Consider the following 21,549-nt stretch of genomic DNA (forward strand, 5'->3'; position numbering starts at 1 on the left):
TTATGGAAGCGTCAATCTCAAAGGTCTTGGCCTCTCATGCGCTATGTCCAGCTTCGGGCTTTCCACCACGTGGCTCTCGCCGGCAGCTTTTCGCGGGCGGCGCGCACCTTGCACCTCACGCAGCCCGCCATTTCCGACCAGGTGCGCTGGCTGGAAGAGGAGTATGATGCCGCCCTGTTCGTACGAAAACGCCGCCAGATCGAACTGACGCCAGCAGGATCCCGGCTTCTGGTGGCGACGCGCCGCCTGTTCGATGCCGAAGGAGAGGCGCTCGAGGTTCTGCAGGAAGAGCGGTCACTACGGGCAGGCATGCTCAGGATCGCGGCCGATTCGGTGGATCACGTCCTCGACGTGCTCACCGTTTTCCAGAGCCGGTTTCCCGGCATCCAGATCAAGATCGTCGGCGGAAACTCGCATAGCATCGTCGAGGATCTGCTTGCCTATGATGTGGATATCGGGGTCCTTGGCGACATCGTCGACGAGCGGCCGTTCGAGGTTTTTTCGCTCAATGTCTCACCCGTCGTGCTCTTCGTCGCGCAGTCGCATCCCCTTGCGACCCGGGCAAGCCTTCCGCTCGAAGCATTGAGCCCGTGGCCCCTTGTCATGCGGGAGCAGGGTTCGCGCACCCGGCAGATGCTGGAGACACTTGCCGAGGCGCAAGGCGTAGCCCTCCGTTGCGCAATCGAGGCCGAGGGGCGCGAGGCCGTCCGACGGATCGTTGCCGCCGGGCTCGGTATCGGGGTCGTCTCCGAAGCGGAATTCGACAACGATCCGAGGCTGGTCAAGATCGCGCTCGAAGGCCATCCGCTTTCAATGCACGAAAAGCTGATCTGCCTGAAGGATCGTCGCAATAGCAAGTCGATCCAGGCGTTCTTCGCAACAGCGCGATCAATGCCGAGCGAGGCGCGTCGCGATCCTTCTCCCTGACGCAGAGGCCTAGGCCGCAGTCATCTCGGACAGCCAGTCACGGAATGCCGCAACTTTCGGCAGGTTTTCCTTCGGCCCCGAGGTGAGGAACCAGTAGGAACCAGCGGCCGGAAGGCGGACGTCGAAAGGCTCCACGAGCAAGCCGCTGGAAAGCTCACGTTCGATCAGTGCTGCCCGGCCCAGCAAGACGCCCTTGCCCTCCACGGCGGCCCGAATCGCCATGATCGACTGATCGAAGAACGACCCGGACGACGTATCGATGCCTTTGACGCCGGCATGGGTGAGCCATGTGTCCCAGTCTTCCGCATATCCGGGCACATGCAAAAGGTCGTGCCCCTTCAGATCCTGCGGGCAGGCCAGCGCCTCGGCATATTTCGGTCCGCAGACTGGAAATGCCTCGTCACAAAGCAGGAGCATCGCCTGGTGTTTCGGCCAGTTGCCCAGCCCGAACGCGATCGTCGCATCGACCTTGTCCTCACCGTGGTCGAGCGCCGTCAGCCTGAGGTCGATCTCAGGCTGACGCGCGCGAAACAGATCGAGCCGCGGCGCAATCCATTGACTGGCAAACGACGTGGGCACGTGCACGACCAGCATTTCGCGCGTGCCATGCCCGGCAAAACGGCGGCTGGCTTCGTCGATCGCGGCGAAGGCCAGTCCGAGCTCCTCGGCATAACGCCGACCCGGAACTGTCAGCCTGACGCCATTGGCATGCCGTGTAAACAGCTCCTTGCCGAGCCTGCCTTCAAGTGCGCGGATGTGCTGCGAGACGGCGGACGGCGTAACGTTCAGTTCAACGCCGGCGCCAGCGAACGTACCGAGCCGCCCGGCGGCCTCGAAAGCCCGAAGCCAATTCAGCGGCAAATGTGCGGAGGCCATGACACCCTTAATTTTTCTAATCCTACCTCACGGTAGTCGCGTTTGCCTGGCCTGGCAAGAACGACTCCAGTGCGGTCCGATCAGGATCGTGGGCACCTCCTATCGCCACGCCTGGGTGCGGGCCAGTAGCCCTCGGGCGATCAACGCGTGAATGAGCTTGGCGGCGACATTTGTGTAGAAGATCATCATGCCCATCGCCGCTGCCGGCGCGATATCGCCTGCATCATCCATGTTGAGCACGGCGACCGAAGCAAGCTTGGTATCGGTGGAGTAGAGGAACACCACCGCCGAGACCGTCGTCATCGCGTTGACGAACAGGTAGATCGCGATGTTGAGGATCGCCGGCAGGCAGACCGGCACCGTGACCCGGAAGAACAGCCTGTGGAACGGCTGTTTCAGCGAAGACGCGACGGATTCGAATTCCGGATCCATCTGCTTCAGCGCGGTCAGTGCCGTCAGATGCGCGACCGTGTAGAAATGCGTCACGGTGCAGATCACGAGGATCGCCATCGTTCCGTAGATCGAGTTCAGCGGGTTGGCGGGGTTGTTGAAGAAGAAGATATAGGCAAGGCCGAGCACCATGCCCGGCACGGCCATGGGCATCATCGCCAGGAAGTGGAAGAGGCTGCGGCCAAAGCGGAAGCCATCCGTCTTCTCCACCATATAGGCGCCGGCAAAGACGACGAGCGAGCCGAAGAATGCCGTCAACAGCGCCAGCTTGATCGAGTTGCCATAGGCCGCCCAGCCGCCGCCGTCCATCAGGTCGAAGGCAAAATTCTTCGTCGTCAGCGTCAGATCATAGGGCCAGAATTTCACGAGCGCCGCGATCTGGCACATGGCGATCATGCCGAGGATGAACAGGCTGACCAGGCAAGCGAAGCCGAAGCAGATCCTGTCCATACCGGCATTGGGTTTTGGTGCATAGGGCACGGCGCGGGCCGATAGCAGCGCCACCTGCCGCTTCTGCATGCGCCGGTCGACGGCGAAGGCGAGGATTGCCGGCACGAGCAGGATGACGGAAACCACCGCCCCCATTTCGAAATTCTGCTGGCCGATCACCTGCTTGTAGATATCGACGGCGAGCATGCTGTATTGCCCGCCGATCACCTTTGGCAGGCCGAAATCCGTGATGACCAGCGTGAAGACGACAAAGGCGGCCGAGACAATGCCGTAACGCGCACCTGGCACCGTGACGGTGGTGAAGGTGCGCCATTTGCTGGCCTTCAGCGACGCGGCCGCCTCGTAGTGCCGCGCATCTGCAATGGACAGCGCCGTCAGGATGATGAGGAAGGCATGCGGCAGCGTGAAGAAGACCGAGCCGATGACGATGCCGATCGGACCATAGATGGAATAACCCATCAGCCAGTCCTTGAAGACACCCTGATTGCCAAAGAGATAGACGAGCGCGATGCCCGGCAGCAGTGACGGCACAAGGATCGGGATCGTCAGGATACCACGGAAAAGACCCTTCAGCGGCATGCAGCTGCGCGTCAGTCCATAGGCGAGCGCAAAGGCGATGGAGATCGTCACCACGGTGCTGATCGCCGCCATCAGCACCGAATTGTAGATGGACCGCGCCAGTGCGGGCGTCGAGAAATAGGTCTTGAAGTTCTCGAGACCAAGGCTGCTCGCCGGCCGCAGCACGACACGCCGGAAAGTGCCGGAATCGTATTCCCGCCAATCCGTCCCCTTCTCCAGCGTCGAGCCGGCGAGGAAGGCAGTGTCACCGGTCGTGCCGCGAATGCGGTAGTGAACGGGGCTGCGGAAGCTGAAGTCCGGGAAGAACTTGGTCGCGGCGAGGCGACCATCGGAACTGCTGGCAAGCTCGTCTTCCGCGACGACGCCGAGCTCTTGGTTGAGCGCGGCCGCGGTGACGACCGGCCCCCAGTTCGTGCGCGTTTCGTCGCTCACCTGGAACTCGAACGCGGCGAGATCGAAGCGGTAGGTCGAGAGGGATTTCGACAGCATGATGAAGAGCGGCGCGCCCAGGGCAACGACCAGGTAGAGCCCGATGACGGCCATGAAGCCGAGCTTGATACGATCGTCGCGGGAGGTTTCCTGCCGCAGTCGCTTGCCGACCAGCGGCAGGTATGGTGCTTCAAGGTCGATGTTCATCCTCACGCACTCCTCGGAAAGAGCAGCAGGCGATCGCGCGGGATTTCCACCTGGATGACGGCACCCGTCTCGATGCTGAGGCGCCGGACCGCATTGACGGAGAAGTCGGCGACAAGCGAGCGCTCCCCGAGCCGTGGCGCCGTCAACCGCGTGCGCCAGAACATGCCGAGAAACTCCATCTCCCGCACTTCGGCATCGATGAGGTTCTGCGGCGTCGCCGGCCGGTCGGCCGCGTTGACGGCATGCGCATCGGCGCCATGCGGGATGATATCGACCGGACGTACGACGGCTGTCGCGGTGTCGCCCGTCGCAAAGCCTTCCGTCGGGCAGCAGAAGGCCGAATGACCGATCTCGACCTGGCCATCCGGCAGCACCTTGGCCGGAAACTGATTGGTCTCGCCGATGAAGTCCGCAACGAACAGGGTGCGGGGATGACGGTAGATGTCCGTCGGCGAGCCGACCTGTTCGATGACGCCGTGATTCATGACGACGATCCGGTCCGCCATGGCAAGCGCTTCTTCCTGGTCGTGCGTAACCATGATTGTCGTCACGCCAAGCTTGCGCTGCAGCGCCTTGATCTCGTGGCGCAGGTGTACACGCACCTTGGCATCGAGCGCCGACAGCGGTTCATCGAGCAGAAGCAGGCCGGGCGAAATCGCGATCGCACGGGCAAGCGCGATGCGCTGCTGCTGGCCACCGGAAAGCTGGGCTGGATATTTCTTGCCCTGCGCCGAAAGACCGACCGTTGCCAGAAGCTCGGCGACGCGGGCGGCGATATCCGGTTTCGAGCGGCCGGTATTTTCCAGGCCAAAGGCAATGTTCTGCTCGATGGTGAGGTTCGGGAAGAGCGCATAGGACTGGAAGACAATGCCGTAATCGCGCCGAGATGCCGGCAGGGTCGAGATATTGCGATCACCCTGCAGGATGGTGCCCTGCGTCTGGAGATCGAGACCCGCAATCGCGCGCAGCAGGGTCGTCTTGCCGCAGCCCGACGGGCCGAGGAAACAGATGAATTCGCCCTTTGCAATGGTGAGCGAGATGTCGCGCAGCGCAACGAAATCGCCGTAACTCTTCCAGAGATCGGTGATTTCCAGATAGGGCGACGGCTTATGTGCCTCTCCGGTGTCGCGGGCAATGCTTGTGGGTGTCGGTTCGATCGACATGGCATGTCTCATCTGCAAGCTCCGCTGGCTGTCAGGCAATGGTCGAGAATGCGAAGGGCGGAGCGCGAAAACGCCCCGCCCGGTCGATCAGGATCAGCTCTTGGGTTCCGACTTCGCGTCGTAACGCTTCTGCCATTCCTTGAGGATGGCGCCGCGGTTGTTTGCGGCCCATTCGAAGTCGTTGTCGATCATCTTGGAAGCAATGTCGGACGGCAGATGCTCGACCTGCTTGGCGACGCCGGGATAGGCGACGACGGCATAGCCGACATTGTACATCTCGTTGGCTTCCTTGGTCACCGACCAGTCGACCAGCGTCTTGGCCGCATCGAGATTCGCCGTGCCGGCGATGATGGCCGTCGCCTCGGCTTCCCAACCAGAACCTTCGGACGGGAAGATGATGTCGATCGGCGCGCCGGCGCTCTTGGCCTTGGCGCCCGGGAACTCGAACGACACGCCGATGACAGCCTCGCCGGCGCCCGCCATCTTGCAGGGTTTCGAGCCGGAATGCGTATAGGCCGAGATGTTCTCATGCAGTTTGTCCATGAAGGACCAGGCCTTTTCGTCGCCCCACATCTGCATCCAGCCCGAGACGTCGAGGAAGCCGGTGCCCGACGAGGCCGGGTTCGGCATCACAATGTGGCCCTTGTATTCCGGCTTGGTTAGGTCGTCCCAGCTCGTCGGCGCCTTGAGGCCGAGCTTTTCACCTTCCACGGTGTTGTAGCAGAGCGCCGCGACATAGGCGTCCATGCCGACCCAGCTCGGCGGTGTGTCCTTGTCGACGAATTTCTTGTCCAGCGCCGCGACATCCTTTGGCTCATAGGCCTCCAGCATGCCTTCGGTCTTGAGGAGAAGCAGCGACGTCGCGGCAAGGCCCCATACGACGTCGGCCTGCGGGTTGTCCTTTTCGGCAAGCAGTTTGGCAGTCATGATGCCGGTGGAATCGCGCACCCAGTTGATCTTGATGTCGGGGTGGGCCTTCTCGAAGGTCGCCTTATAGCGGTCAAGGTCAACGGCTTCGACAGCGGTATAGACCGTGAGCTGGGTTTCAGCGAACGCGATGGTGGGAAGCGCGGCGGTGATAGTGCCGGCAAGCAAAAAAAGCATGCGTTTGTTCATGATTGAAAATCTCCTCTGAAGGCCTGGAAAAACCGGGGAAGCGCGGCGGGCAATCTAGGCGTCACCCTTGTGTGGTCGGCTTCAGGAGGCATTCTGCGCATTGGTTTTCAGTAAGTAAAATTTATTATTCTTATCATTCGGAAGATAAAACCTATAGATCATTTGCCGCTAAAACAGGCACCCTCGTAACGTTTGCCGCCGCAATTGTCATAACTCGCCCCACCCGCAGGCAACAAAAAAGGAGCCGCACGAAGCGGCTCCCGGAAAGGGTGATCCCGTAGGGGATTGCTTGAGATCACCAGGGCAAAGAGAAGGTTTTCACATTGGTAAAGCTCTTCATGGCTTCGATCACGCCTTCCTTGTAACCGTTGCCCGAATCCTTGATGCCGCCGAAGGGGCTCATCTCGATGCGGTAGCCCGGCACCTCCCAGATGTTCACCGTGCCGACCTTCAGCCCAGCAATGTATTTCTGCATGCGGCGGAAATCGTTGGTGCAGACGCCCGAGGACAGGCCGAAGGCCGTCGAGTTGGAAAGCGCAATCAGCGCGTCGTCATCATCCGGTGCACGGACGATTGGGATGATCGGCGCGAAGGTCTCCTCCATCACCAGCTCGCTCGCGTGGGACACGTGGTCGACGACGATCGGCGGCAGCAGCGCACCGCGCCGGCCGGGATCGTAGAGGATCTGCGCGCCCTCCTCGGCCGCCTTGTGCACGCGGCGCTCGAAGACTTCCGCAGCCTTGGCATGCACGACCGTGCCCAGATCCATCGTCCGATCCATGGGATCGCCGAACCTGAGCTTCTTCGCACGCTCCAGCACCATCGGCACGAAGCGGTCAGCCACACGCTCCTGGCAGAGGATGCGCTTGACTGCCGTGCAGCGCTGGCCGGAATTCTTCGTGGCCCCCGCGACCGCAAGGTCTGCCGCTCGCGCGAGGTCGTCATCCGACAGGTCGTTGAGGATGATCAGCGGGTCGTTGCCGCCCAGTTCAAGGATCTGGCGCTTGTAATGCGCATGCGTCGCGATCAGCTTGCCGACCGGCACGCTGCCAGTGAAGGTGATGAGATCGAAATTCGGATTGGTGATCATCTCCATGCCGATATCGCCCGGCCAGCCGGTGACGACGGAGAGCATTTCCGGCGGCAGGCCAGCCTCGTAGAGAATGTCGGCGAGGACCAAAGCCGTCATCGGCGTCAGTTCGGTCGGCTTCAGCACCACACAATTGTTCGTGGCGATCGCCGGCGCCACCTTGTGCGCCACCATGTTGAGCGGATGGTTGAACGGGGTGATCGCCGAGATGGCGGTCAGCGGCTCGCGGGTGGTGAAGATCTTGCGCTGCTTGCCGTGGGGGGTGAGGTCGCAGGAGAAGATTTCACCATCGTCGTGAATGCACATCTGCCCGGAGAGCGTGAAGACATCGAACGCGCGGCCGACCTCATAGAGGGAATCCTGCTTGGAAATGCCGAGTTCCAGCGTGATGAGGTCGGAAATCTCCTCCTTGCGGGCAACCAGCAATTCGGCGGCCTTCAGGAGAATGCGCTGGCGCTCGTAGCGCGTCAGCTTCGGCTGGTAGGCGGCGGCGATCTCGAAAGCCTTGCGGGCGTGCTCCGCATTGCCGGCCGGGACGGTGCCGATGACGGCATCGTTCCAGGGGTAGTGCACCTCGACCACCCCTTCGGTATCGACCATCTTGCCGGCAATTCGCATCGGCTCGTGACGGATCGCGAATGTCGTTTCCACCTTGGTCATCGTTCGCTCCTTATTTTGCCGGCTGCGCGGCTGCGACGAGCGCGTAGTAGAAGGCATCGAAGTTGCGCAATGTGCCGGCGGAGAGAAGCTCGGGCAGCGTGCGGTTGGCGATGAAGGGCACTTCCTGCTCCGTCAGGCCGCCGTGCGAACGCAGCGGCTCGTTCAACGCTGCAAGGTCATGCCGGTGTTCGCTGGTGCCGAGTGTCTTGTTCTCCGACGAGACAAGCACGATGTCGCCGATGCGGTCGTCAGGCAGTTCGAAGCGCACACAGGCCTCCGGGCGGGACAGCACGACGTCGATGCCGTCGATCGCCCTCAGCCGTTCGATGATCTCCTCCTTGTCGGTGCCTTCCGACAGGTACGCCGTGGCAAACGAACCGAGCGCGCCGTGATGCACGACATAGGGGTCGGTGATCGGCAGGATGACGCGTGCGGCATCCTTGCCGAGCCATTCATCCAGCAGGTCCTGCACGTAGACGACGTCCGGCGTTCCGTCCGCCTTGTGCTTCGGCTTCATGCCGTGATCGGCGGTGACGACGATCGCCGCGCCGAGGGCATCGAGTTCGGTCAGGTACTTGTCGAACATCTCGTAGAAATCGTTCGCCTGCTTCACGCCCGGGGCATATTTGTGCTGCACATAATCGGTGGTCGTCAGATACATAACGTCCGGACGGAACTCCTTGAGCAGCTTGACACCCGCGGCAAAGACGAACTCCGAGAGTTCCGCGGAATAGACTTCCGGCACCGGGCGGCCGAGCCAGGCCGATGCATTGTCGATGCCGTGTTCCGCCTTGGTCGAGGTGTCGGACTTTTCGGACGAAAAGCAGACCGCACGGCCTTCATCGAATTTCAGGCCATGGCCGAGCAGCGCCCGCAGCTTGTCCTTGGCGGTCACCACGGCGACACGGGCGCCGGCATCGTAAAAGGCCTTGAAGACGGTTGGCGCGCGGAGGAACCGCGGGTCGTTCATCATCACTTCCTTGCCGGTCGCCGGCTCGTAGAGATAGTTGCCGCAGATGCCGTGGATGGAAGGCGGGCGGCCGGTGGCGATGGAGAGGTTGTTGGGATTGGTGAAGCTCGGGATGACGCTGAGCGCGGTGCGCTCCGTGCCCGTCTTGCGGATGCGCGCGAGCGTCGGCATCAGGCCGGACTTGATGGCCTCGTCGAGATAGGCCGGCTCGCAGCCGTCCAGGCAGATGGCAATCGCCGGGACGTTCGGCCAGGGATAGGTGCGCCGGTTGGCGGTGACGGTGATCGTGGACATCTGGTTCATCGGGAGTTCCATTCTTCGTTAAGCGGCGAGACGGCTGCGTTCTTCAAGGGCGATGGCTGGCGGAGCGGCGCTATCGACGCCCATTTCGGCGAGCGACGAGCGGGCAGCCTCAACCACGCGGCGCATGACATGCTCGTCCATGCGGCCGATGCAGCCGACGCGGAAACTGTCGACGACCGTCAGTTTGCCGGGGTAGATGATGAAACCCTTGTCCTTCATCAGGCTGTAGAAACGATCGAAGGCGAAGGCCGGGTGGGCCGGGCTGAAGAAGGTGACGATGATCGGCGATAGCCACTGGTCGGCAAGAAGCGTTTCGAACCCGGCCTCACGCATTCCGGCCACCATGACATCGCGGTTGCGGGCGTAGCGCCCGCCGCGGGCGACGACGCCGCCCTCCTCGCGATGCAGGCGCAGCGCCTCCAGGAAGGCGGCAACGACATGGGTCGGCGGCGTGAAGCGCCACTGGCCCGTCTTGTTCATGTAGTCCCACTGGGCATGCACATCGAGGCTCAGCGAATGGCTACGGCCCTTGGCGGCTTCCAGCTCGCTCTTGCGGGCGATGACGAAGCCGAAGCCCGGCACACCCTCGATGCACTTGTTGGCGGAGGAAACGATGGCTTCGTAGCGGAAATCGGCAAGGCCGGCCGGCACGGCACCGAAGGCGCTCATCGAATCGACGAGCAGTTTGCGACCATGGGCATAGACGGTGTCGGAAATTTCCTTCAGCGGATTGAGGATGCCGGAGCTGGTTTCGCAATGAATGACCACGACATGGGTGATTGCCGGATCGGCATCGAGTGCCGCGGCGACTTCAGGGCCGCGTGGCGGCATGTAGTCGCCCTTGTCGATCGTGATATGGTCGCGCCCGAGATAGGAGAGCGTCTGCGCGATGCGCTTGCCATAGGCGCCGTTGCTCAGCACCAGCACCTTGCCTTCACGCGGAACGAAGCTGCCGAGCATTGCCTCGACCGAGAAGGAACCGCTGCCCTGCATCGGGACACAATCGAACTCGCCCTTTGTGTCGCCGGCAATATCGAGGAGCTGGCGGCGCAGATCGCTGGTCATGGCACGGAAGTCGCCATCCCATGAACCCCAGTCCCGCAGCATGGCTTCCTTGACTGAATAGGCGGTCGTCAGCGGACCGGGGGTCAGCAGATAGGGTTCACCGAGCTTCGGTGATTCCAGCGGCGCGATCGTTCTGTCAGAAGCGGTGTTCGGCATGGTCCGTCCTCACGTTTTGCTTATCCGGGGATGACAATGCGGCTGAAAAACATATCTGTAAAATCGTTCTTTTGTATCGATACATAGATTTTTCTTATGTCCCTTAACTGTGGGCACCCGACTGCTTTCAAAAAGATCCCAGTCCAGCGCAGGCGCGGATAGGTCATAGCCGTGATCAACGAATTGGCCTCCGTTCGCGTCTGCACAATCTCCAGATGGCTCTTGCAGCTGTTATCGAAGAGGCGGCGCATATGCTCCTTCTCACGAGCCATCTCGCACGCGATGAAGGGGTCCGGCGAGCGCCCGACAGCGACAAACTCAAGGCGATTGTCGCAAGGTCATGGAGGCGCTCCACCGCGGGGATGGAAATGCAAAAACTATCACGCGCCGCTTTACATAAATCAAATCGTTGGTTTTAATGTATTCATAAACTCAACCTATATTCAGGGAGAGCATGCCACATGCGCTATGTTCAGCTTCGCGCCTTCCACAACGTGGCCATCCATGGCGGGTTTTCGCGCGCGGCGGAGGCGCTGTTCCTAACCCAGCCCGCGGTTTCCGACCAGGTGCGCAAGCTCGAGGAAGAATATGACGTCCTCCTCTTCAACCGAAACAAGAAGCAGGTAACGCTGACCCAGGCCGGCCAGCAGCTTCTGGAAATCACCCGGCGCATGTTCGATGTCGAACAGCAGGCGCTTGACCTGCTCTCGGAATCGCGGGCCCTGCGTGCTGGAAAGCTGCGGATCGTCGCCGACGCCGCCCACCACTTGCTCCACATCCTCGCCGCCTTCCGCCGCGCCTACCCGTCCGTGCAGGTCTCGATCAATGCCGGCAACACGGAGACGGTCATCACCAGCCTGCACGCCTACGAGGCGGATATCGGCGTTCTCGGCGAAATCCCGCAATCCAGCGATTTCGAGATCCTGAAGCTCAACTCCACGCCGATTATCGCCTTCGCGAGCCGCGGCTATCCACTGGGCGATCAGAAGGAAGTCTCGTTCGCCGAACTTGCCAAACACCCCCTTGTCCTGCGTGAGCGCGGTTCGAAGACCCGTCAGAAGCTGGAGGCCATGGCCGAACAATGCGGCGTCACCCTGACACCGCTCATCGAGGCGGAGGGACGCGAGGCGGTTCGCGAGATCGTCGCGGCCGGTGGCGGCGTGGGCTTCGTCTCCTCCGCCGAATTCGGCCAGGACAACCGCCTTGTTCCGATTCACATCAAGGCCCCGGAAATGCTGATGGACGAGGCGATGATCTGCCTGCGCGAGCGCAGCAACGGCAAACTCGTCAGTGCATTTTTCGACGTCGCACGACGGCTTTCGCGGGCGGAAGGCGCTCCGTGACGTCTCCCGTCAGGGGACCGGTCCGCCTTTAACCGAAGTTCCGCTTGTAGGTCGATGCGATGAGCGTTGTGGCGGCGGCGAAGGCGGCCTCCTCGTCGCGCTGCTCGATCGCTTCAAGGATCGCCCGGTGCTGGGCCAGCGACTGGCCGAAGCCGCCAGAGGCGGCCATGGTTTTCGGAATGCTGATCGACAAAGCAGCCCGGATGACCGAGGAAACCGGCAGCAGGAAACGGTTGCCGGCAGCCTGGAAGATCTGAAGGTGGAAATCGATATCGGCCTCGATCGCCGCGTCGATGCCGGCCTGCTCCTCCGCCATGCGCAGGAAGGCCGCACGGATCGCCGCATGGTGCGCGACCGAACCACGACGGGCGGCAAGGCGTGCTGCAAGCGGCTCGATGGAAAGACGGATTTCGAAAAGTTCTTCGGCGAGCGCGTCCTGGTCCTCGGCATCGCCCTGCCAGGACAGCACGACCGGATCGAGCGTGTTCCAGTGTTCTGCCGCCCGCACACGCGTGCCGAGCCGCGGCTTTGCCTCGATGAAGCCCTTGGTTGACAGGATTTTCAACGCCTCGCGCAGCGTCGTGCGGCTGACGCCGAGTGCTGCCAGCATGTCTGCCTCGCGCGGCAGGGTCTCGCCGACCTTCAGGTCGCCCAGCGTGATGCGCCGGCCGATATCGCCTGCAATACGGGCCGGCAGGCCGCGATCTTCCCGAGCGATTGGCTTCATGCACCCTCCCTTGCGTCTTCCCCGTACATAGACGGTCCGTCCTATTCGGGAAAGCCACCCAGGGCCGTTGCATAGCGCCGGGTCATGTCCAGGCCGATCGACGTGGGCCGCGAGGCGGGCGCTCGGTCGTGGATTTCGATGCCCGCACGCTCGCCGAACAGACGCTTGCCGTAGCAGATGAGGGTCTCGATGCCCTGCATGGTGAAGACGACACCCGGCAGCATGCGGCGATATTCCTCCTCGGCATGCGCGTCCCAGCCGTCGCAGAAGAATTCGTAGGCGCGCACGGCATAGTCGATGGAATCGGGTGCCAGGATCAGGCCACTACAGCCGATGCGTAGGTTTTCCAGCAGTTCCAGTCCGGCGCGGCCGTTGAAGACCGGCAACCGCCCCTCCGTCATCTCGATCAGGTGGGCGATATCGACGACCGGTCCCTCCCCCTTCACCAGGCGGATATTGGGATGTTGGCGCACGAGATCGCGAATGTCCGTCGCCGTCAGGCCCCGCCCCATCAGCGCCGGCGCGTTCTGGATAGCGAGCGGCAGGTCCGTGTTTTCGGCGACGCGGCCAAAGAAACGGATGTATTCGACGGCGGAATATTGGCCGACCATCGGCGGCTGGAGGATCAGCCAGTCGGCACCGGCGGCCGTCGCATGGCGCACCTGGCGCACCTGTTCCTCGACCGAGGCGCCGAAGATCGTCAGCGCGACGGGCACACGGCCGGCGGTGTCCTCGACCACCCAGTCCATGATCGCCATGCGCTCGGCCTCATCGAGCTTGGAAGCCTCCGTGGCAAGGCCGAGGGCCGCCATACCGTGCACGCCGCTCGCCAGGCAGATTTCCACCTGCTGGCGCATCAAGGCGCGGTCGAGCTTTTCCCGCTCATCGAAGAGCGCGTAGAGAATGGCGTGGATGCCGTGCAGGTCTTCAACGCGAAAATCCTTCACCATCGCCTCCTCAATGGCTCTCGCGGGGGACAGCATGGCCGCTGCCACCGACGAGAAAATCAAGGTCCGCCCCCGTATCGGCCTGCATGACGCACTCGACATAAAGGCCCTGGTAGCCGCGGGTCATCTCCGGCACCGGCGCCGTCCACTCCGCCTTTCTACGGGCCAGTTCGGCGTCGTCGACATCGAGATGCAGCCGACGGCCGGCGACGTCGAGTTCGATAAAATCCCCATCACGCACCAGCGCCAGCGGGCCGCCGACGGCCGCTTCCGGTGCCGTATGCAGGACCACCGTGCCAAAGGCCGTACCGGACATGCGGGCATCAGAAATCCGCACCATGTCGCGCACGCCCTTCTTCAGAAGTTTTTGCGGCAGCGCCATGTTGCCGACTTCGGCCATGCCCGGATACCCCCTCGGGCCGCAGTTCTTCAGAACCATGATCGAGCTCTCGTCTATATCGAGGTCCGGATCGTCGATACGCGCCTTGTAATGATCGATGGTCTCGAAGACCACGGCGCGGCCACGGTGCTGCATCAGTGCCGGCGTTGCCGCCGATGGTTTGACGATGGCGCCGCTCGGCGCAAGGTTGCCGCGCAGCACGGCGATGCCGCCGCTTGCGGTCAGGGCCTTTTCGCGCGGCAGGATGACATCGTCATTGAAGTTTTCGACGCCATCGATATTCACGCCGACGCTGTTGCCCGTGACTGTCAAAGCATCGAGGTCGAGGAGATCGGCAATTTCCTTCATGACGACCGGCAGGCCGCCGGCATAGTAGAAATCCTCCATCAGGTAGCGGCCGGAGGGCATCAGGTTGAGGATGGTCGGCACGTCGCGGCCGAACTGGTCCCAATCGTCGAGCGACAAGGGCGTGCCGGTGCGGCCGGCGATCGCAAGGAGGTGTACCACCGCATTGGTGGAGCCGCCGACCGCGCCGTTGACGCGGATGGCATTGGCGAAGGCCGCGCGTGTAAGAATCTTCGACAGACGCAGGTCTTCGGCGACCATGCCGACGATGCGCCGGCCCGTCAGCCGCGCCAGCCGGGCCCGCTCGGCATCGACGGCGGGAACGGCGGCGTTGCCGGGAAGGGCGAGCCCCAGCGCTTCCACCATGGAAGCCATGGTGGAAGCCGTGCCCATGGTCATACAGTGGCCGGGCGAGCGCGACATGGCGCTTTCAGCCGCCTGGAAATCCTTCTGCGACATCACGCCGGCGCGCACATCCTCCGAGAACTTCCAGACATCCGTGCCCGAACCGATGGTGCGGCCGCGGAAGCGGCCGTTCAGCATCGGCCCGCCGGAAATGACGATGGAGGGCAGATCGCAGGAGGCCGCGCCCATAACGAGCGACGGCGTGGTCTTGTCGCAACCCGCCATCAGCACGACGCCGTCGATGGGATTGCCGCGGATCGCCTCCTCGACATCCATGGAGGCGAGGTTGCGGAAGAGCATGGCGGTCGGGCGCAGGTTCGATTCACCGCAGGAGAAGACCGGGAACTCCACCGGCAGGCCGCCCGCCTCCAGCACGCCCGCCTTGATATGTTCGATAAGGCCGCGGAAATGCGCGTTGCAGGGTGTCAGTTCCGAGAAGGTGTTGCAGATGCCGATGACCGGGCGGCCGTCGAAAACGTCGTCCGGCAGGCCGTTGTTCTTCATCCAGCTCCGGTGAATGAACGCATCCTTGTCCAGCCCGCCGAACCAATGATGCGACCGCAATTTCCGGGACATTTTTGCTCCTCCACAAGTGCACGCTGGTAAGTTAGCTTTTCTTTTCTCATATAATCGGAGTTATTTTCGGTCAAGCTGCGGAATGGGCAAAGCGGACAAAGAAAAACCTCCGGCGAGGAGACGCCGGAGGTTTCGGGTGGGATGGAGAAATATGCCGAAAACGGTCAGGGGTGATGCAGGACACTCATGCCGCCATCGACCGTCAGGCAGGTGGCATTCATGAAGGGGCACTCGTCCGAGACCATGAAGAGCGCGGCCTTGGCGATCTCTTCCGGCGTCGCGATGCGCCCACCCGGATGGAGCTTCATCGTTGCGGCCTCCGCGGCGACGGGATCCGGGAAACTGTCCCAGTATTCGACAGCCTTCTGCGTGCGCACATAGCCTGGTGCCAGCGCGTTCACGCGCACGCCCTGCCCGGCATATTCGAGGCCGAGCGCCTTGGTCATGCCGAGCAGCGCATGCTTGGCGACCGGATAGGGGAAGGTGTGCGGGATGATGGTGAAGGCATGCGTCGAAGCGATGTTGAGGATGACGCCGCCGCCGTCTTCGATCATGCCCGGCAGCACGGCCTTGCTGCAGTTCCAGGCACCCTTGAGGTTGACGTCAAAGCAGCGCTCCCAGTCGGCATCGGATAGCTTCAGCGGCTCGAAGAAGACGTTGGCGCCGGCATTGTTGACCAGCGCGTTCGGCCGGCCGATTTCGCGCGTCGCCGCGGCGACTGCCCGTTCGATTGCCTCAGCATCCGTGATGTCAGCGGTCGCATGACCCACCTTGCCACCCGTCGCACGAAGCCGTTCGGCTTCCGCAGCGAGCAGATCGCTGTCTCGGTCGATCAGGAAGAGGCTCGCCCCTTCGGCAAGGAAGACTTCCGCGATGGCAAGGCCGATGCCCTGCGCCGCGCCGGTGACGATGACCCGCTTCCCTTGAAGACGTCCAGCCATATGTGATCTCCTCAGCGTTCAGCGGTTGCGGGATGTTTGCGAACAGCGATCGCCAGATCGCGTGCCGCAAGATCAAGCATGCGGTGCGAGCATTCGCGTGCCGCCGCCTTGTCGCGCATGCGCAGCGCCTCGACGAGCCGCTTGTGGATTTCCAACGCTTCGTCCCGTGCGTCCGCCGCCTCATTCGAGGCGTGCAGTGAAAATTCCAGTGCCGCCTGGATGATGCTCGCAAGCTGCATGAAGACCTGGTTGTGACTGGCCTTCAGCAGGCCGGCATGGAAGGCGACGTCGGCCTGCGTGAACGCTTCGAGATCACCCTCGGCGTCGCGCATGCGCTCCCAGGCCCGCTCGATTTCTGCCACCTCCTGCACCGTCGCCCGCGCGGCTGCGAACTCTGCCGCGAAGGGCTCGATGGCGCGACGCGCGTCGAGCACGCAGGTTAGGAGATCGAGTTCGAAGATGCGCGGGCCGATCCATTCCAGCACCTGCTGGTCGAGGATGTTCCACTCGTCCTTGGCACAGACGACGGTGCCGACACGCGAACGCCCCCGCACAAGCCCCTTGGATTCGAGGATCTTCAGCGATTCCCGGATGACCGTGCGGCTGACGCCGTAGCGCGTGCCCAGCTCGTTTTCCGTCGGCAGGAAGGCGCCGACCGGGAAGATGTCGGCGCAGATATCCGATGCGATCGTCCGCGTGACGTTCTTCTGCACGCGCGGACGGCGCACGCCGCCCTCGCCTTCGGGCACGCCCAAACCTTCACCCAGTTCCTGCACGGCCATTCTCCATCCCACTCTCAGCGATCCATAACCCAGTTCGCGCCCGATGACACGATGCGCATTCATCATTGGCGCCATCTCTATCATACACTGATATTCAATTCATCATACAAGCGCAATTGACGAATATGATGAAAGACTTTACACAAAAGCCCACTGCACGCGCAGTTAATTTGGGAGAGAGACAATGGGCTTTATCAAAGCAGCCATCCTGGCTGGCACCGTCGCCGTGTTCGCGGCCACCTCCGCCTTTGCCGCCGACGTGAAGATCGGCTTCATCGTGAAGCAGCCGGAAGAGCCGTGGTTCCAGGACGAGTGGAAGTTCGCCGACGTCGCCGCCAAGGAAAAGGGCTTCACGCTCGTCAAGATCGGCGCGGAAGACGGCGAGAAGGTTCAGTCGGCCATCGACAATCTCGGCGCACAGGGCGTCCAGGGCTTCATCATCTGCACGCCGGACGTGAAGCTCGGCCCGGGCATCGTCGCCAAGGCCGCCGCCAACGACCTCAAGCTGATGACCGTCGACGACCGTCTGGTCAATGCCGATGGCACCCCGATCGAAGACGTCGCCCATATGGGCATCTCGGCCACCAAGATCGGCGAGGCCGTCGGCCAGACGATCGTCGACGAGATCAAGAAGCGCGGCTGGGACATGAAGGACGTCGGCGCGATCCGCGTGTCCTACGACCAGCTGCCGACCGCCGTCGATCGCGTCGAAGGCGCGCTCACCGTGCTGAAGGCCGCCGGCTTCCCGGAAGCCAACATTTTTGACGCCCCGCAGGCCAAGACCGACACGGAAGCAGCGCTGAACGCCGCAACCGTCGTGCTCAACAAGAATGCCGGCATCAAGCATTGGGTCGCCGTCGGCCTCAATGACGAAGCCGTGCTCGGCGCCGTTCGCGCGACCGAAAGCGTCGGCATTGCCGCCGACAGCATGATCGGCGTGGGCATCGGCGGCGCGGATTCGGCGATCAACGAGTTCAAGAAGCCCACTGCCACCGGCTTCTTCGGCACCGTGATCATCTCGCCAAAGCGCCACGGCTACGAGACAGCACTCAACATGTACGAGTGGGTCGCCAACGGCAAGGAGCCGGAAAAGCTGATCCTGACCGCCGGCCAGGTTGCGCTGCGCGACAACTACGAAACCGTTCGCAAGGATCTCGGCATCGAATAATCATCCTCCCAAGATGATTTCATCCCGGCGGCGTGCTGCCGCCGGGCCTCTTTTGGGGGTTGCGACATGCAGGACTTTCTTGAATTCAAGGCGATATCCAAGGGGTATCCCGGCGTGCAGGCGCTCGCCGACGTTTCCTTCTCCGTGAAGAAGGGTGCTGTCCACGGCCTGATGGGCGAAAACGGCGCAGGCAAATCGACCCTCATCCGCGTGCTGTCCGGCGACCAGTCGGCCGATACCGGCGAGATCCGCATCGACGGCCAGTCACAGCACTACCGCTCAGTACGCGATGCCTTCGAGGCCGGCGTTATCGTCATCCACCAGGAACTCCAGCTCGTGCCTGAGCTGACGGTCGCCGAAAACCTCTGGCTCGGCCGATTTCCCGGCAAGGCCGGCGTGATCGACCGCACCCGTCTTGTCGGCGTGGTGAAGGAAAAGCTTGCGGATATCGGCATCGACATCGACCCGACCGTCAAGGTCGCGGCACTCTCGATCGGTGAACGCCAGATGGTCGAGATCGCCAAGGCGGTGATGGCCGATGCGCGCGTCATCGCACTCGACGAGCCGACCTCCTCGCTCTCCTCCCGCGAAAGCGAAATCCTTTTCACCCTGATCGACCGCCTGCGCGCACAGGGTAAGGTCATCCTCTACGTCTCGCACCGTCTCGACGAAATCTTCCGCCTGTGCGACAGCCTCACCGTGCTGCGCGACGGCAAGCTTGCCGCGCATCACCCGGAAATCGCCAAGGTCACGCGCGACCAGATCATCGCCGAAATGGTTGGCCGCGAAATCTCCAACATCTGGGGTTTTCGTCCACGCGAGCGCGGCGCCGTCCGTCTGGAGGTCAAGAACCTAGCCGGCTCCAAGCTGCGCACGCCGATCAATGTTTCCGTGCGCCAGGGCGAAATCCTCGGCTTCTTCGGCCTCATCGGCGCCGGGCGCAGCGAGATGGCGCGCCTCGTCTATGGCGCCGACAACCGCTCGCAGGGCACCGTCAGTGTCGATGGAGCAACCGTCACACCGGATAGCCCGTCGCAGTCGATCCGCTCCGGCATCGTGCTTTGCCCGGAAGACCGAAAATTCGACGGTATCGTTCAGGGGCGCAATATCGAGGAGAACATGGCGATCTCCTCGCGCCGCCACTTCTCCCCCTTCGGCCTTCTCCAGCCAAAGAAGGAGGCGGAGCTTGCCGAGCGCTTCATCGCGAAACTTCGCGTGCGCACGCCGTCGCGCAAGCAGGACATCATCAACCTCTCCGGCGGCAACCAGCAGAAGGTCATTCTCGGCCGCTGGCTTTCCGAACAGGGCGTAAAAGTCCTCATCATCGATGAGCCGACACGCGGCATCGATGTCGGCGCCAAGTCGGAAATCTACGAAATCCTCTATGAGCTCGCCGGCCAGGGCATGGCAATCATCGTCATCTCCAGCGAACTGCCGGAGGTAATGGGCATCACCGACCGCATCATGGTGATGTGCGAAGGCCGGGTCGCGGCCGATATCGACCGTGCCGATTTCGACGAGCGCCGCATCCTCGCCGCCGCGCTTCCCGATGTGTCCAATGCCAGCGAACTCCCCAACCAGCAGGTCCAGTCGCGATGACGTCTTTGAAAAAACTCCTCCTCGGCGAGCAAGGCCTCGTGGTCATCTTCGCCATCGCCTTTGCCATCGTGGCGCTGACGGTCCCCAACTTCCTGACCGAGCGCAACATGCTCGGCCTGCTGCAATCGGTCGTCACCATCGGCATCGTCGCCTGCACGATGATGTTCTGCCTCGCCTCGCGTGATTTCGACCTGTCGGTCGGCTCCACCGTCGCATTCTCCGGCATGGTCGCCGTCATGGCCTCGAACGCCTCGGGCTCGATCCTCGTCGGCCTCATTGCCGCGCTCATCTGCGGTGGCGGCGTCGGACTGGTCAACGGCGTGGTGATCGCCCGCTTCCGCATCAACGCACTGATCACGACGCTCGCCACCATGCAGATCGTGCGCGGCCTCGCCCTGATTGCCTCGGACGGCCGCGCCGTCGGCATCAACGATCCGGGCTTCTACCAGCTTGCGCTCTCGAAGTTCCTCGGCATTCCGACGCCGATCTGGGTCATGACCGCCTTCTTCATCGTCTTTGGTTTCGTTTTGAACCGCACCGTCTTCGGCAAGAACACGCTGGCGATCGGCGGAAATCCGGAGGCCTCGCGCCTTGCCGGCGTCAACGTCTCCAACATGCGTATCTGGATCTTTGCGCTGCAGGGCCTCGTCTGCGCCGTTGCCGGCGTGCTGCTCGCCTCCCGCATCACATCGGGTCAGCCGAATGCCGCAACAGGCCTCGAACTCTCCGTCATCTCGGCCTGCGTGCTGGGCGGCGTGTCACTTGCCGGCGGCCGGGCGGCGATGACCGGCGTCATCGTTGGCGTGCTGATCATGGGCATTGCGGAAAACGTCATGAACCTGCTCAACATCCAGGCCTTCTACCAATATGTCGTGCGCGGTCTGATCCTGCTTCTCGCCGTATTGCTCGACAACTTGCGCTCGGCCGCCGCCGGCCGGCACGTCTGACCCTGTGACGAAGGATATCATCCTTCTCGAAAAGAGCGGGCTCGCTGTCGAAGTGAGCCCGCTCGGCGGCGCCATCCTTTCGGCCCGCTGGCATGGCACCCCCATCCTCGCCCCGACGCCCTCGCCCGGCCTCGCTTCGCAGGTACTCGGCCGGGAAGCCTGTTTTCCCCTCGTCCCGTTCGGCAATCGCATCGAGGACAACGGTTTCCGCTTCGACGGTCGAAACTACAGGCTCTCACCCCGCACGGCCGATCCGCTCGTCCTGCACGGCGATGGATGGCTTGAGCGCTGGTCGACCCTCCGGCAGAATCGCCAGGAGATCGTATTTCGCTATGCGCAGGAGGCGAGCGCCACCAGACCCTTCGCCTACGAGGTGACCCAGACCATCGCCATTGACGAGGATCGCCTGAGCTTGTCCTTGACGGTCACAAACTGGGCAAACCATGCGCTTCCCTACGGCTTGGGCTTCCACCCCTACTTCCCGCGCACGCCGGAAACGCGCCTTTTCGCAGAGGCCGCAAACCACTGGAGCGAGCAAGAAAATCATTTGCCGGGTAGTCCCGGCCCGGTTCTGCCAGACATGAACTTTGCATCCGGCGCCCGGCTTCCTGCGTACTGGCTAAACAACGCATTCGACGGATGGAACGGCAAGGCAACCATCGAATGGCCGGAAACGGGAATTGCGCTTTCCATCGACGCTGACAGCATCTTCAAGCATTTCGTGCTCTATTCGCCATCGGCAGAAAGCGGTTTCTTCTGCTTCGAACCGATGACCCATCTTCCCAACGCCCATCACCAACAGAAGGGCGGTGGGCTCTATACGCTCACCCGAGGGGAACAGCTTGCCGGACAGCTGGTAATCCTCCCGCGCACTAATCGGGTTCAAAAGTAGAATTTTCTCGGCAATATGCATGAGGAGATTTTGATG

General features: G+C 62.4%; 18 protein-coding genes. 6 read left to right on the top strand and 12 right to left on the bottom strand.

Annotated features, from left to right (window positions below; all coding sequences use genetic code 11):
- Window positions 1–36: 36 nt before the first annotated feature.
- Entirely contained in the window at window positions 37–927 is an 891-nt protein-coding gene (locus AC1RT2_RS22950) for a LysR substrate-binding domain-containing protein (protein WP_493105652.1), read from the top strand.
- Window positions 928–936: 9 nt separating this feature from the next.
- On the opposite strand, the gene AC1RT2_RS22955 is transcribed toward AC1RT2_RS22950, so the two are convergent.
- The 7 genes from AC1RT2_RS22955 to AC1RT2_RS22985 all read right to left on the bottom strand — a co-directional run bounded on the left by AC1RT2_RS22955 (window position 937) and on the right by AC1RT2_RS22985 (window position 10,441).
- Complete coding sequence (locus AC1RT2_RS22955) at window positions 937–1,803, bottom strand: LysR substrate-binding domain-containing protein (RefSeq protein ID WP_493105654.1); 867 nt, start codon at window positions 1,801–1,803, stop codon at window positions 937–939.
- A 99-nt stretch (window positions 1,804–1,902) separates the two neighbouring features.
- Window positions 1,903–3,918 carry a putative 2-aminoethylphosphonate ABC transporter permease subunit gene (locus AC1RT2_RS22960; RefSeq protein WP_493105656.1) on the bottom strand — a complete coding sequence of 672 codons (2,016 nt, stop codon included), beginning with the start codon at window positions 3,916–3,918 and terminating at the stop codon, window positions 1,903–1,905.
- A 2-nt stretch (window positions 3,919–3,920) separates the two neighbouring features.
- Window positions 3,921–5,093, bottom strand: coding sequence for a putative 2-aminoethylphosphonate ABC transporter ATP-binding protein (locus AC1RT2_RS22965; RefSeq protein ID WP_069063231.1), 1,173 nt, complete (start codon window positions 5,091–5,093; stop codon window positions 3,921–3,923).
- A gap of 81 nt (window positions 5,094–5,174) precedes the next feature.
- Window positions 5,175–6,197 carry a putative 2-aminoethylphosphonate ABC transporter substrate-binding protein gene (locus AC1RT2_RS22970; RefSeq protein WP_493105658.1) on the bottom strand — a complete coding sequence of 341 codons (1,023 nt, stop codon included), beginning with the start codon at window positions 6,195–6,197 and terminating at the stop codon, window positions 5,175–5,177.
- A 295-nt stretch (window positions 6,198–6,492) separates the two neighbouring features.
- Window positions 6,493–7,947 (bottom strand): phosphonoacetaldehyde dehydrogenase, encoded by a 1,455-nt coding sequence (phnY, locus tag AC1RT2_RS22975; protein WP_493105660.1) that lies wholly within the window; start codon window positions 7,945–7,947, stop codon window positions 6,493–6,495.
- Between the two features lie 10 nt (window positions 7,948–7,957).
- Window positions 7,958–9,220, bottom strand: a complete 1,263-nt coding sequence (gene phnA / locus AC1RT2_RS22980) for a phosphonoacetate hydrolase (protein WP_493105662.1) — start codon at window positions 9,218–9,220, stop codon at window positions 7,958–7,960.
- 18 nt (window positions 9,221–9,238) lie between these two features.
- Window positions 9,239–10,441: a 2-aminoethylphosphonate--pyruvate transaminase gene (locus AC1RT2_RS22985; RefSeq protein WP_493105664.1), complete on the bottom strand. Its 1,203-nt coding sequence runs from the start codon at window positions 10,439–10,441 to the stop codon at window positions 9,239–9,241.
- A 461-nt stretch (window positions 10,442–10,902) separates the two neighbouring features.
- Here AC1RT2_RS22985 and AC1RT2_RS22990 point away from each other — a divergent pair, with 461 nt between their 5' ends.
- Window positions 10,903–11,784 (top strand): LysR substrate-binding domain-containing protein, encoded by an 882-nt coding sequence (locus tag AC1RT2_RS22990; protein ID WP_493105666.1) that lies wholly within the window; start codon window positions 10,903–10,905, stop codon window positions 11,782–11,784.
- 28 nt (window positions 11,785–11,812) lie between these two features.
- On the opposite strand, the gene AC1RT2_RS22995 is transcribed toward AC1RT2_RS22990, so the two are convergent.
- The 5 genes from AC1RT2_RS22995 to AC1RT2_RS23015 form a co-directional block, all read right to left on the bottom strand.
- Entirely contained in the window at window positions 11,813–12,511 is a 699-nt protein-coding gene (locus tag AC1RT2_RS22995) for a FadR/GntR family transcriptional regulator (RefSeq protein ID WP_493105668.1), read from the bottom strand.
- A gap of 41 nt (window positions 12,512–12,552) precedes the next feature.
- Window positions 12,553–13,458 carry a dihydrodipicolinate synthase family protein gene (locus AC1RT2_RS23000; RefSeq protein ID WP_493105670.1) on the bottom strand — a complete coding sequence of 302 codons (906 nt, stop codon included), beginning with the start codon at window positions 13,456–13,458 and terminating at the stop codon, window positions 12,553–12,555.
- Between the two features lie 10 nt (window positions 13,459–13,468).
- The gene (gene araD / locus AC1RT2_RS23005) at window positions 13,469–15,184 is read right to left on the bottom strand and encodes an L-arabinonate dehydratase (RefSeq protein WP_493105672.1); all 1,716 of its coding nucleotides are present in this window, start codon (window positions 15,182–15,184) and stop codon (window positions 13,469–13,471) included.
- 164 nt (window positions 15,185–15,348) lie between these two features.
- Entirely contained in the window at window positions 15,349–16,125 is a 777-nt protein-coding gene (locus tag AC1RT2_RS23010) for an SDR family oxidoreductase (protein WP_493105674.1), read from the bottom strand.
- Between the two features lie 11 nt (window positions 16,126–16,136).
- Window positions 16,137–16,907 (bottom strand): FadR/GntR family transcriptional regulator, encoded by a 771-nt coding sequence (locus AC1RT2_RS23015; protein WP_069063241.1) that lies wholly within the window; start codon window positions 16,905–16,907, stop codon window positions 16,137–16,139.
- A gap of 184 nt (window positions 16,908–17,091) precedes the next feature.
- Here AC1RT2_RS23015 and AC1RT2_RS23020 point away from each other — a divergent pair, with 184 nt between their 5' ends.
- The 4 genes from AC1RT2_RS23020 (at window position 17,092) to AC1RT2_RS23035 (ending at window position 21,513) form a co-directional block, all read left to right on the top strand.
- Complete coding sequence (locus AC1RT2_RS23020; RefSeq protein ID WP_493105676.1) at window positions 17,092–18,075, top strand: arabinose ABC transporter substrate-binding protein; 984 nt, start codon at window positions 17,092–17,094, stop codon at window positions 18,073–18,075.
- Window positions 18,076–18,141: 66 nt separating this feature from the next.
- The gene (gene araG / locus AC1RT2_RS23025; RefSeq protein ID WP_493105678.1) at window positions 18,142–19,674 is read left to right on the top strand and encodes an L-arabinose ABC transporter ATP-binding protein AraG; all 1,533 of its coding nucleotides are present in this window, start codon (window positions 18,142–18,144) and stop codon (window positions 19,672–19,674) included.
- On the top strand, window positions 19,671–20,621 hold the full coding sequence (araH, locus tag AC1RT2_RS23030) for an L-arabinose ABC transporter permease AraH (protein WP_069063244.1): 951 nt from the start codon (window positions 19,671–19,673) through the stop codon (window positions 20,619–20,621). The genes araG and araH overlap by 4 nt, the downstream gene beginning before the upstream one ends.
- 4 nt (window positions 20,622–20,625) lie before the next feature.
- Window positions 20,626–21,513, top strand: a complete 888-nt coding sequence (locus AC1RT2_RS23035; RefSeq protein ID WP_493105680.1) for an aldose 1-epimerase — start codon at window positions 20,626–20,628, stop codon at window positions 21,511–21,513.
- Window positions 21,514–21,549 lie beyond the last annotated feature (36 nt).

The organism is Shinella sp. GW821-FHT11G07 (assembly GCF_058808115.1).